This is a genomic window from Arthrobacter sp. R1-13, from assembly GCF_054161475.1.
Map to the genome: position 1 here is coordinate 3,072,025 of NZ_CP096420.1, position 12,778 is coordinate 3,084,802.

General features: G+C 60.0%; 8 protein-coding genes and 2 tRNA genes. 2 read left to right on the forward strand and 8 right to left on the reverse strand.

From position 1 onward, the window contains the following. Window positions 1–100: 100 nt before the first annotated feature. On the forward strand, window positions 101–892 hold the full coding sequence (locus tag M1D88_RS14190; protein WP_458111444.1) for a PspA/IM30 family protein: 792 nt from the start codon (window positions 101–103) through the stop codon (window positions 890–892). A gap of 82 nt (window positions 893–974) precedes the next feature. Here the strand turns inward: M1D88_RS14190 and M1D88_RS14195 are convergent, their stop codons facing one another. The 5 genes from M1D88_RS14195 to M1D88_RS14215 all read right to left on the reverse strand — a co-directional run bounded on the left by M1D88_RS14195 (window position 975) and on the right by M1D88_RS14215 (window position 6,969). Next, complete coding sequence (locus M1D88_RS14195; protein ID WP_458111445.1) at window positions 975–1,907, reverse strand: cytochrome b/b6 domain-containing protein; 933 nt, start codon at window positions 1,905–1,907, stop codon at window positions 975–977. A gap of 265 nt (window positions 1,908–2,172) precedes the next feature. Further along, window positions 2,173–2,249 (reverse strand) — tRNA-Met (locus M1D88_RS14200). 189 nt (window positions 2,250–2,438) lie between these two features. Then, window positions 2,439–2,512: transfer RNA gene (locus M1D88_RS14205), tRNA-Met, on the reverse strand. A 202-nt stretch (window positions 2,513–2,714) separates the two neighbouring features. Continuing rightward, entirely contained in the window at window positions 2,715–5,690 is a 2,976-nt protein-coding gene (locus M1D88_RS14210; protein WP_458111446.1) for a UPF0182 family membrane protein, read from the reverse strand. A 157-nt stretch (window positions 5,691–5,847) separates the two neighbouring features. Beyond that, a complete protein-coding gene (locus tag M1D88_RS14215; protein WP_458111447.1) occupies window positions 5,848–6,969 on the reverse strand; it encodes a YlbL family protein in 1,122 nt (373 codons plus the stop codon). A 233-nt stretch (window positions 6,970–7,202) separates the two neighbouring features. On the opposite strand from M1D88_RS14215, the gene M1D88_RS14220 reads away from it, so the two are divergent. Next, the gene (locus M1D88_RS14220; RefSeq protein WP_458111448.1) at window positions 7,203–8,645 is read left to right on the forward strand and encodes a zinc-dependent metalloprotease; all 1,443 of its coding nucleotides are present in this window, start codon (window positions 7,203–7,205) and stop codon (window positions 8,643–8,645) included. A 44-nt stretch (window positions 8,646–8,689) separates the two neighbouring features. Here the strand turns inward: M1D88_RS14220 and M1D88_RS14225 are convergent, their stop codons facing one another. From M1D88_RS14225 to nudC, 3 genes are all read right to left on the reverse strand, one after another. After that, a complete protein-coding gene (locus tag M1D88_RS14225; protein ID WP_458111449.1) occupies window positions 8,690–9,331 on the reverse strand; it encodes a M48 metallopeptidase family protein in 642 nt (213 codons plus the stop codon). Beyond that, window positions 9,328–11,478 carry an ATP-dependent DNA helicase UvrD2 gene (locus tag M1D88_RS14230; RefSeq protein WP_458111450.1) on the reverse strand — a complete coding sequence of 717 codons (2,151 nt, stop codon included), beginning with the start codon at window positions 11,476–11,478 and terminating at the stop codon, window positions 9,328–9,330. Before M1D88_RS14230 ends, M1D88_RS14225 begins: the two co-directional genes overlap by 4 nt. 96 nt (window positions 11,479–11,574) lie before the next feature. Beyond that, the gene (nudC, locus tag M1D88_RS14235) at window positions 11,575–12,666 is read right to left on the reverse strand and encodes an NAD(+) diphosphatase (RefSeq protein ID WP_458111451.1); all 1,092 of its coding nucleotides are present in this window, start codon (window positions 12,664–12,666) and stop codon (window positions 11,575–11,577) included. Between the last annotated feature and the right edge of the window lie 112 nt (window positions 12,667–12,778).

Below are 12,778 nucleotides of genomic sequence, written 5' to 3' on the forward strand. Positions count from 1 at the left end.
ACTAGGCGCCTCAGAGGATGACCTTTGAAGCGGATAGAGCGGTACATCATTTGTTCACTGAAATCAGTGGGAACAACCGAGCAGGACGAAAGGTAACACCATGGTTAAGCAGTCCATTTTCGGCCGCATGGCGCAGCTTGCGAAGGCGAACATCAACTCCCTGTTGGACCAAGCCGAGGATCCGCAGAAGATGCTGGACCAGATGGTCAGGGACTACTCCAACAACATCGCCGAAGCTGAATCTGCGGTTGCCCAGACCATCGGCAACCTGCGGATGCTCCAGGACGACTACAACGAAGACATCAAGAACGCCCAGGACTGGGGCAACAAGGCCCTGGCTGCTTCACGGAAGGCAGACGAGTACCGGAGCGCCGGCAATGCTGCTGACGCCCAGAAATTCGACAACCTCGCCAAGGTAGCACTTCAGCGACAGATCTCCTCGGAAAACGAAGCGAAGTCCGCAGAGCCCAGCATTGCGTCCCAGACCGAGGTCGTGGATAAGCTCAAGTCCGGCCTGGACATGATGAAGGGCAAGCTTAACGAGCTCACCAGCAAGCGCAACGAATTGGTTGCCCGGTCCAGGACTGCCGCCGCCCAGTCCCAGGTCCACGATGCGCTCAAGAGCATCGACATCATGGATCCCACCAGCGAAGTGGGCCGCTTTGAACAAAAGATCCGTCGGGAAGAAGCGAAGGTCCGGGGTCAGCAGGAACTGGCAGAATCCAGCCTGGACTCCCAGTTCAACCAGCTTGAGGATCTCGGCGAACAGACCGAGATTGAAGCCCGCCTCGCTGCCCTGAAATCAGGCGGCGCAAAGCCTGCAATCGGCGCCGGAAACGGCTCCCAGGCATCCGAAACCACAGTCGAGGAAGCAGACTTCGACAAGCTCTAGAAGTTTCGCGGACGTACTCACCCCTTGACGTAATTGAAGGCCGGGATTCCCATGGAATCCCGGCCTTCAGTCTTGGAAGCGGTTAGCGGGTGACCTTACCCATGAGGGAAGCTATGGGGCGCAGGAAGAGCGGCCTGGCGAGGAACCAGGCGCCGACCATGACGGCCACGGAGACAGCGAATATCCAGAAGCCCACCCAGTTCTCCTCGTCGCTCCCGCCATACATGTGGTTCAAGTTCCGCAGCGCCCCTGTGGCCAGGACCAGGAAAACGTGGACCGCGATAAAGGCCACAAAGTAGATCATGACGGGGAAGTGCACTGCCCTTGCCGCTTCAATCGGGAAAAGCCTGTTGAGTGTGGGCGCCTTCTTGGGCCAGACTGACGACATCCTCAAACCCGTGATGAAGGCAAGTGGTGCTGCGATAAACACGGTGGCAAAATACGTCAGCAGCTGAAGTGCATTGTAGTTTATCCAGCCGTTCTCAGTGGGCCAGTTCAACGACGCATACTGGAGCGCAGCCGAGAGTGCGTTGGGGAAGACGTCCCATGATGTGGGAACAATACGCATCCACTGACCCGTAGCGAACAGAAGGATGGCAAACACAACGCCGTTCAGGATCCACAGGACATCCAGGGTGAGGTGGAACCACAGATCAAGGCTGATTTTGCTCGGGGGGTTCTTGGTCCTGATGAACCCCTTGTTGTTCCTGGTCCAGTGCGCAGCCGGGCGGGCGGTGGTGCGAACCTGCCACCCCGTACGGATGATGAGAAGGAGGAAGAAACCGTTCAGGAAATGCTGCCACGCAAGCCAGGCAGGAAAGCCAACCGGGGCCCCGCTCGGGAGCTCTGAATGGCCGGGATACTGCTCCAGAAAGTCGTTGACCCCGGACAGCCCCGTCAGCCACTTCGTCAGGAGCACGATCAAGAGCATGGCAACCAAGGCTGCCGGCACCGCCCAGTAGCGCTGCACCCACTTGCTCTTCGCGGTTCCGGACTTCTTCGTTGGCACTGACATCGAAAAGCATTCCTCTCGAGAATGATCGACTGATAGTAATAGCTGCTTGCTTCGGCCGGACGGCAGGAGCGCACGGTCTATTGCTGACCGCCTTAATAGCTTGGATCATCACAGGCCGCAAGAGCGAAATATGGCGGGGCTTCAGTCATGCCCCGCAACATATTCATCCCTGGCATCCTGCGATCGAGAATACTAGGAAATGCTACTAAATGCGGGATCCAAAGAAGAGGCCCCGACCGGTCGTATTGCCGGTCAGGGCCTCTAGTGGTTGCGGGGACAGGATTTGAACCTGTGACCTCTGGGTTATGAGCCCAGCGAGCTACCGAACTGCTCCACCCCGCGTCGCAAGATCAAGCCTACCCTAGATTTTGGGCCCCAAAGTCCACCTCGGAGATGAGCCCACTCCTGCCCTCGGAGAGCGCCGCCGAACTGGTTCATTCGTCAATCGGGTTTCTTAAGCAGTTCAAATCCGGGTCTTAAAGCAGAAAGTCCGGAATACTTTTTCAAGCATTCCGGACTTTCATTTTTCAGTTGCGGGGACAGGATTTGAACCTGTGACCTCTGGGTTATGAGCCCAGCGAGCTACCGAACTGCTCCACCCCGCGTCGCAAGATCAACTCTACCTGCCGCCCAACGGGAGGCCAAATCGAAGCGGGGTGATGTACGTCTCCGCCCAGGAACTCCCTGTGTTGGTAACCGGAACGGCGGATGCGGGAACAATGACGGCCGGTCCTGCCTCCACACTGTGGAGACAAGACCGGCCTTCTGCTACTGCTGCGTCGCTACGGCCCGGAAGGCCTTCCAGGGTCAGCTGGTGGGGCTGGGGGACGGTGTCGGCGTAGCTGTAGGCGAAGCAGCGGGCGCTGCTCCGGGAACAGCCAACTTAGCCTCAGCATCGATGGCTCTCTTCAGGGCATCCGCCAATCTCCGCTGCTGGTCACCGTACGCTGCAAAATCGCCCTCAGCCAGTGCTGCCTGGCCGGCCGCTATGGCTGCGTTCGCTTCGTCCAGTGCCGCCTTCAGCTCCGCCTTGGCATCCGTGGTGCCTGGCGCCGGAGGGGTTGTACCCCCTGGAGCAGGAGGAGCCTGGCCATTGTTGGCAGAGTCACCTGCAGCAGCACCAGAATCGCCTCCGAAGAGCTGCTTCAGGGCTTCGTCCAAAGTGGGAGCGAAGCCTATCTTGTCACCAAAGGCTACGAGCACTCGCTGAAGCGTAGGGTACGAGGTCTCGCCGGTGGACTTGAGGTAAACCGGCTGGACGTAGAGGATACCGCCGCCTACAGGCAACGTGAGCAGGTTTCCGTTCAACACGTCTGACGCGCCCTGACGAAGCAGGTTAAGCGCCTGGGAGACTGTTGGATCAGAGTTGAACTTGTTCTGAGCCTGTCCTGGACCGGGCACCTGAGTTTCCGGCGGAATCTCCAGTAACCTCAACTTGCCGTAGCTCTCCGCCTTGACGCCCTTCTCTTTGCCAGCATCCGAGTCAGCGGCCAAGAAGCCGTAGAGCACATTCCTTGCACTGCCATCAACGATCTGGGGAATAAATGAGGATGTGAGCTGGAATGCTGAATTTTCCTGATCCGGCATCTGGAGCGACATGTAGAACGGAGGCTGCTTAACCTCACGCTCCACCGTTGGATCGTTGGGGACGCTCCAGACATCATCGCCTTGGTAAAAGCTGTCCGGCTGGGTGACGTGGTAACGGCCCAGGAGCTCACGCTGAACCTTGAATAGGTCCTCCGGATACCTAACGTGGCTCATCACGTCACCGGACATTTCGGAGTAGGGCTTCAGCGACGTTGGGAAGACCTTCTGCCAGGCCTTCAGGACCGGATCCTGGTCGTCCCACGCGTAGAGCTCCACCGAGCCGTCGTAGGCATCGACGGTTGCCTTCACCGAGTTGCGGATGTAGTTCACAGAGCTGTTGGGCAAGGCTACAGACCGTCCGGCCACCGTCTGCGAGTCCGCAGTTGCTTCAGATAGCTGCTCCTGCTGCGAATACGGGTAGTACTGGCTAGTGGTGTACCCGTCAACGATCCACTTCACTCGTCCATCTACAACCGCCGGATAAGCATTGCCATCCACAGTCAGATAGGGTGCTACTTTTTCCACCCGCTCACGGGGACTCCGTTCGTACAGAATCTGCGATTCGGAATTCACGGCGTCGGACAGCAGCAGATCGCTCGACTGGAACTTTATTGAATACAGGATTCTGTTCAAGAAACTGCCCACATTTGGACCACCATTGCCAGTGAAGGTGTACTGGGTATCCCCACCGCCTTCCCTCGCCGAGGGACGGTCCTGTTCACGGTGTGGTGAGCCTTCCGGCGCCCCGACAATGGAGTATTCAGGGGAGTTCTCCCCGAAGTAGATGCGCGGTTCGTATGTGGAGTCGTCACCAAGCACACCCGTGGAAGGGATACCTGCCTGCAGGAAGTCCGGCTTTCCGTCCACGGTGAACTTGTTGCCCTTGGCGGCAACCACGCCGTAACCGTGGGTGTAAACGGCATGCGTGTTCAGCCAGGACTGCTGGTTTGCGCTCAGCCCGCCTGGATTGAGCTCGCGGACCGCAATAACGGTGTCCTGGACTTTGCCGTCCACCTCATAGCGGTCCACGTTCAAGGTCTCAGGGAACGTGTAGTACGGCCTGTACTGCTCCAGCTGTGCAAACGCATCGGAGATCAGGTTTGGATCGAGGAGGCGGATGTTCTGCGTTGTCTGGGCATCCGGGGCCAAAGCCCCCGACGTTGCCGTGTTGGTGGCGTTGTAGCGCTCCACCTGAATCTTGTCCAGACCGTAGGCTGTTCTGGTCATCCCGATGTTCCGCTCGATGAATTCCTTCTCGAGGGTCTGCTCGGAGGGCCGGACCTGGAACTGCTGGATGACCCAAGGATAAACTCCACCGGCGAGAATGGAAGTGATAACCAGCATCGCTGTACCAATGACAGGCAACCGCCACTTGCCGATGATGGCAGCAACGATGAAGAGAATTGCCACCAGGACGGCTGCCACGGCCAGGATTGCCTTGGTGGGAATGACGGCGTTCACATCAGTGTAGAGCGCTCCGGCCCAGCGTCCTCCGTTGTTCTGGAGGGCGGCATACCTGTCCAGCCAAAAGTTCACACCCAGCAGCAGCAGGAATGTGCCGCCCGTTACAGCGAGATGAATCTGTGCTGCGCGGCTGGTGAAGATGCCGCGTTCCATGATGCGGATACTGCCGTACAGGTAGTGCGTCAGGATTCCCGCGATGCCTGCGACTACGGCCACACTGATCAGGAAGCCCGTGACGAACCCCAGGAACGGCAACGTCATGAGGTAAAAACTAATGTCCAGCCCAAACTCGGGATCACTCTGGCCAAACGGAACCTGGTTGAAATACAGGAGGACTTTCTGCCACTGGCTTGCAGCGGCACTGCCGGCAAAAAGGCCGAAAAGGATGGGGAGTCCGACCATCACGACCCGGCGGACGGGCTCAAGCTGCGCCTGGTAGCGGTTCAGGTTGTCCCGTATTTCGGCGTCGGGAGCGTAGACAGGCCTCGCGTTATAAGCAATGCGGATCGCGAAGTACATCGCGGCCGCCATGATGCCAAAGCCCGCGACAAAAATGCCGATCCGGGCCAGGTTCTCCGTGAGGAAGACTTCAAAGTATCCGAGCTGCTGGTACCACAGGACATCTGTCCAGGTGTTGGCGAAGAAGATGAATCCGACCACAACCAGGGCAACGACGATCAGGGTCGGCGTCAGGGCGCTGCGCCTTGACTGCGTAGTGCTTGTGGGCGGCATGGGGCTGGCGGGACGGGTCAAACTTTGTACCTCATAGCTGGTCGTCTGATTCGCGGGTGATGCTGTTGTGGCGCAGGTGCCAGCTCCCGTTCACAGACTGGCGCTGACTGGTTATATATGCCACGAGTGGCGGTGGAGCTAAGTTCCTCGATTTAGTCTAGTCGGTGGTGCACGTCGGGAGTGCGGCCGTGTCCTGTCCGGCACCGACCAACTCGACCGCTTTCTTGGCTTGAGCGAGGTTCTCGATTTTCACTACCTGTAGACCGTCGGGAATATGGCCCAGAACCTGCTCACAATTTGCTGCCGGGGCAAGAAAAACGGTGGCGCCGGAACGTTGGGCACCAACCATCTTTTGCCCTATTCCTCCAATCGGGCCCACTGATCCGTCGGGGGAAATAGTTCCGGTTCCCGCAATTTTCCGGCCGCCAGTGAGGTCACCGGGAGTCATGGTGTCCACAATGCCCAAAGCAAACACCATGCCGGCGCTCGGACCTACCACCTCCTGCAGGGAGATGTTTACCTCAACAGGAAAAGTGAAGTCGTATTCCAGCTGGACGCCCAGAATGTAACGGCCCGAGGCGTTCTTGGCGGGGGTGATCGTTTCGGTGACACTCGTGCCGTTGCGGTCGACGACGACGGGCACCGGCTTCCCTGCCCCTGCCGCCAGCTCTTCCTGAATAACGTTCAGGGCAGTTACGGGTTTTCCCCCGACGGACACGAAAACGTCTCCGCGTTCCAGCTTTCCTTGCGAAGGGGAGGAGCCCGGAACGTCGGCTATCTTCAGCTTTTGGTCAAAGGGGACGTCCAGCTCGTTCAAGGCCGCAGCTACCGCGTCCTCCTGGGAGGTAGTCATGGCCGCGGCGCCTTCCTGATCCGACTCTTCCCTGGTGATGCCCTCGGGGTAGATCATTTCAACGGGATAGACGGCTTTTGATTCGTCTACCCACGCGGCAAATGCCGATAGCACTGAGACGTAACCTTTCGGACCGCCTTCGACGTAGACCGTGGTGAGATAAAGGTCTCCGTTTGCAGGAAACGTTTCCCGTCCCTTAATACTGATGACGGGATTGCCGGCCTTGTCCACACCGAGGGTGTTATAGGTCGGGCCGGGAGTCTCCACCACGTAGGGCACAGGAAGAGTGAACAGCCCGATGCCGAGAATGAGTGTCAGGACAGCCGAGACAGCCATCGCCGTGAATCTCTTGTCCTCAGACGGAGAACTGCCTTCCGGGCCTGCTTCAGGCCAGCCCACCTGCTGGTCGCCCTCAGTTAGCGTCAATGAAGAACCTCTCCCCTACCGGCTTTCGACCTCGCATGCACCAGCTGTCAGCGCTACTCATCACGGGGTCACGCTCAAAGGCGTGCCTATATGTCCAGTCTCTAACATTACGCGGTGTATCCGGCGGCGGGCTCTTTGCCTAGAGCGAACGAAGCCGGCTTTCGGCAGACAGCCGCTCGTTGACCGGGGTACCGTGAACTTGATCAACAGTCACACCGACGATCGGCGGGATCATGACCTCCAACCCACTCAATCCGTCCAATGGCGACGAGAACCCGAAGGATCCGCTGGCAGAAATGCTGCAGAACCTGATGGGTGGCAAGGGTATGGGCAATATTGATCCCGCTGAACTTGCCAAAGCAGCCGGCCTTCCCGAGGACCCGAACCTGCTGGCCCAGATGTTTTCGCAGGTCCAGGCCATGATGAGCGCTTCCTCAGAAGGCCCTGTCAACTGGCAACTGGCTCATGAGAACGCCCGCAGGGTTGCGGCCAGCGGTTCAGACCCTTCAGTCACCTCGCAGCAATCCCGCGAGATTGATGAAGCCCTTCGCCTTGCCGAGCTGTGGCTTGATCAGGTGACTGAGCTTCCGGCCACGGGGCTCATCGGCCGGGCCTGGTCCCGGGCAGAGTGGGTTGAAGAAACGCTCGGCACGTGGAAGCGGCTGACTGAACCCGTGGCAAACAGCATCGCCAACGCCCTGACGAATGCTTTGAGCGACCAACTGCCCGAGGAAATGAAGTCCATGATGGGTGGCGCTTCCTCGATGCTTCAAAACATGGGCGGGGCAATCTTTGGCATGCAGCTGGGCCAGGCTATCGGCGCCCTCTCGGCCGAAGTTGTCAGCTCCACCGATATCGGGGTGCCCCTGGCCGATCTGGAGATGGCGCTGCTTCCGGCCAACGTGGCAAAGTTTGGAGAGGGGCTCAGCCTGCCCGAGGGAGACATCCGCCTTTTCCTCGCGGTCCGTGAAGCTGCCCACGCCCGCCTGTTCGTTCAGGTGCCATGGCTTCGTGGACATCTGCTGGGAGCCATCGAGGCTTACGCCCGTGGGATCCATATCGACATGACCAAGATTGAAGAATTGGCCAGAGAACTGGATCCCGGCAATCCTGAAGGTATCCAGGAGGCACTCTCCCAGGGGGTCTTTATGCCCCAGCGCACACCTGCCCAGGAACAGGCCCTTGAGAAGCTCGAAACAGCGCTGGCCCTGGTTGAGGGCTGGGTGGATGAGCTCACCGCTTCGGCCACGGAGAAGATGCTTCCGTCAGCCTCTGCACTCCGCGAGACTGTCCGGCGCCGACGCGCTACCGGAGGCCCCGCTGAACATGCCTTCTCGTCGTTGGTCGGATTGGAGTTGCGTCCGCGCAGGCTCCGCGAAGCTGCCACGCTCTGGGCAACGCTAAAGGCCGAGCGGGGCGTTGCCGGCAGGGACGCCATCTGGCATCACCCTGATTTGCTTCCCACAGCCGAGGACCTGGATGATCCTCAGGGTTTCAGTAGCCGCCGCAAACTTGCGGAGGCCAGTGAGACGGAAGTGGACGACGCGCTCCAAAAGTTGCTGCGTGGCGGATTCGATGAGGAAAAACCTGAGGATCCGGAGACTCCCGCCGAAGCGGACGACGACAGCAAGAAGGATGACTCCAACGGCGACGACGCAGGCACATCCAAAAGCTGAATGACCCAACATCCCGAGAGGATCCATCCCAATCTGCGGTGCGGTCAGTCAGCGTCGGCGCATCCGGGCTCCAAAGCGTCTTGATGTTGGCTGTCGTCTGAAGCGGCTTCGCCTGAAAGCCTCCCCATGCCACGGGATGTGGCAAAGGAAACGCCCTCCAGGAAGGCTTTAGCCCGCCCCGTCTCCGGATAGGACTCCAGCAACCGCCAGAAGGCGGCATTATGTCCGGCAACCAGCAGGTGGGCGAGTTCATGGAGCAGGACGTAATCAATCACCCATTGGGGCATCGGCTGCAGCTTGTCAGACAACCTGATGGTGCCTTCGGAAGGGGTCGCTGAGCCCCACCTCGAGTTCTGGTTGCTTACCCAGCGGACAGACGTGGGAACGGCCCGTCCCGCAAGGTAGCGTGCCGATAAAGCCGCTGCGTGGTCCGCCAGCGCGGTGTCTGTGGCGGGATTCCGTTTGCCGGCGCCCGCCGACCGGCGCAAGCCCTGCCGCCGGAGTTTAGCCAGCATCCGGCTGACCCACTCTTTCTCCTGGGCCCGGCTGAAATGCGCCGGGATCGCAACGACGGCTTTACCGTCTTCCCAGAAAGCAGCGACAGTCCGACGACGGCGGGCCGAGCGGCGTACCACCACCGGCGCGCCGTCGTGCGTTAACGGTAATTCTCCCGCACCCGGAGTCATACAGTGCTGCTTTCCACCAGCACCGCAAGGACAGCCTGGCCATAGCGTTCGAGTTTGGAAGGACCCACACCCGCCAGTTGCGCCAGCTCTTCCAAGGACGACGGGCGCGCCTCCGCAATGGCCGTCAGCGTTGCGTCGGTGAAGACGACGAATGCCGGTACGTCGGCTGTCAGCGCAACGTCCTTCCGCCATTGCCGCAGTGCCTCAAACGTCTGTTCCTCATAGCTGGGCGGACACTGGCTGCAGCGCCCCACTTTGCGTTCCGCTCCTGTTGACAGCATGCTCCCGCACGCCCTGCACATAGACGGAGCGGCGGCTTTCCGGCGTGGAGCCGCTCCGGCACCCCTTGTTGAGGAGGTGACGACGGAATCCGGCCTCAAGCCGTCAAGGAAGCGGGACGGTTTACGGTTGGCCCTGCCGCCCGGCGTCCTTGCCGAAGACCAGGACAGGGACAGGTGCTCACGCGCGCGTGTGATCCCGACATAGAGGAGGCGGCGTTCCTCGTCCACAGTCTCTGGCGTATCGGCGAAGGAAATCGGCATGAGCCCTTCGCTTAGACCAACGAGGAACACTGCATCCCATTCCAGGCCCTTTGCTGCGTGCAACGACGCAAGAGTGACACCCTGGACCGTCGGCGCATGCTGGGCCAGGGAACGTTCCTGCAGCTCGTTGACGAAGTCTGAGAGATTGAATTGTGGTCCCCGGCTGAGCACGAGTTCGTCGGCAAGCGCAACCAAAGCAGCCAACGATTCCCAGCGTTCCCGCAAAGCCCCGCCACTGTGCGGTGCAGAGTCTGTGTACCCCAGTGAAGCCACGATGTCCCTTACCAGCTGGCCGAGAGGTTCCGGCTCTGACGACTCTGCCGCAGCCCTGGTGGCAGCCCTCAGTTGGAGGATGGCGTCCCGCACTTCCTTTCGGGCGAAAAACCGCTCCCCGCCCCGGAGTTGATAGCCGATGCCGGCGGAAGCGAGCGCCTGCTCATAGGCCTCAGATTGTCCGTTCGTTCGGAACAGGATGGCGATCTGGCTTGCAGGCAGGCCTGAATCGAGGAGTGCGCGGATCTTCCCGGCCACCGTGGCCGCTTCCGCTTCATCGTCTGCGCACTCGGTGAACTGAGGCACGGGTCCGGGAGCCCGCTGGGCCACAAGCTTCAGGGGCGCAGCCCAAGCCCCGTCCGCTGCGGGTCCCCCGCTCCTGCGGTTGGCAAGCAGGTCATTCGCCAGTTTCACCACCTGCGGCGTGGAACGGTAGTCACGGATAAGCTTCACCACATTCGCCGCGGGATACATCGTCTTGAATCCCAAAAGGTGCTTGGGCGATGCGCCGGTAAATGAGTAAATGGTCTGGCTGGCATCCCCCACGACGCACAATTCGTCGCGTCCGCCCAGCCAGAGCTCCAGGAGTCTTTGCTGAAGCGGCGAAACATCCTGGTACTCGTCGACCACGAAATGGCGGTATTGCTCCCGTACCGTTGCCGCCACCTTCGGATCCTCCTGAAGGATCCCGACGGTTATCAGAAGGACATCCTCGAAGTCGATAACATTCCGGTCTGTCTTGACGTCCTCATAGGACTGGAAGACCCGTGCGACGGCGGTGAGGTCGAAACCGCCAGGGGTTCCCCTGTCCTGCGCATTCTCCAGGTAGTTGGCAGGGGTCAGCATTGACACCTTGGCCCATTCAATTTCCGACGCCAGGTCACGGATGGACGCGCGGTCAGTGCTGAGCCGAAGACGCCGGGCCGCCTCGGCGATCATCTGCGCCTTGTGATCCAGCAGATTCGGCAACGTTCCACCCACTGCCTGTGGCCAGAAAAACTGGAGTTGCCTTAACGCCGCAGCGTGGAAGGTTCGGGCCTGGACATTGCCGACTCCCAGGTCGCGGAGTCTGCTCCGCATTTCCGCCGCTGCCCGGGCAGTGAAGGTGACTGCCAGCAGCCTCTGAGGGCTGTAGACACCGGAATGCACGCCGTACGCGATTCTGTGCGTGATCGCCCTTGTCTTTCCCGTTCCGGCCCCCGCGAGCACGCAGAGGGGTCCGTTCAAGGTACTGGCGACTTCGCGCTGTTCGTCGTCCAGACCACCGAGGATACGCTCCTCAAGCGTTGCGCCATCGAGGGGCGCTGTTCCGTCCAGGTTTTCTGTTGTCACTTCTACTGCTCAATTGATCGGTGGGCGATGATCGGTGGTGCATATTGATTCCATGGAAAGCTGTGGTTCAATAGCGCGTTCAAGAGTACAGCGCTTTCAGGAACCGGTTGGGCGGTCCTGGATCACTCCGCCGTACCAGTGCTCAATAAGGGACCTCGAGATGGACAACCTGCTCGATATGACGACGTCTCCTTGGAGGACCGCGTCCTGTAGCTCTGCCCGATTGAACCAGCGCGCCCTGGTGACCTCAACGCCGTCGGGCCGTGGCTCAACATCGGACGTCAGGGCGGTAAAGCCCAGCATGAGTGATGCAGGAAACGGCCAGGACTGTGAGCCGAGGTACTGGCAGGCATTCACGCGCACCCCTACCTCTTCAAAGATCTCCCGGACTACTGCCTGCTCAAGGGACTCCCCCGGCTCCACAAAACCCGCGAGGGTTGAATAGTTTTTGGCATCGACTGGACCCCCGCCGCCAAGAAGCAACCTGTCATCCGCACCGACCACCGTAACGATGATCGCAGGATCGGTCCGGGGATAATGCTCTGAACCATCCTCAGGGCAACGGCGTACCCATCCGCCTGCCTCAACAGTGGTCCTGGCTCCGCAGCGGGGACAATGCGTATGCGTGCTGTGCCAGTTGGCAATTGCGCTTGCTTCGACGAACAATGCGGTGTGCAGGGCATTCAATTGCGCGGCTACATCCCGAAAACCGGCCCACTCTGCGGCCTTCGGAATGCCGGAAGTGCCAGGAGCCAAGGCATCAGCCAAAACAAAGAGGACGATCCCGGTGCCGGGGGCGATGCGTTCATCGTCCAGTGGGGATCCGAGATAGATAACATGCCCGGGCCGCACACCCGCCTCGCCTAAACTTTGGGCTAAGGAGGCAGCGTCGAGGAGCACCAGCTCGTTCGCCTGCACCAGCGCCTTTCTGCCCGCCAGGACCATAGCCAGGGCGTTTCCCGATTCGATGAGGGCCTGAACCATTCCTGGTTTGAGGCGCTCCGAGGATCCACGATCCACCAGGGCCGGGCGGACGGGAAGCAAGTTGTCAGTCAGGTGGTTGGCTCTGGTGGAGGAAAGCGGAAGCCCTCCCGACTCCTGCGTTTCCCATGGCCGGCCTTGCTGCGGTGCAGCTTCATGCTGCACTACAGGTCCGTGCTGCGGTACAGGTGGCTCAGCAAGACTCATGTACCTACCGTACTGACTCGGGCTGACAATTGATATTTCGGCCCCTTCGATGCGCTGCCGCACAGAACTCTGTGATTTGTTCCTTATCTCAGGACTCGCCGAACCACATCAT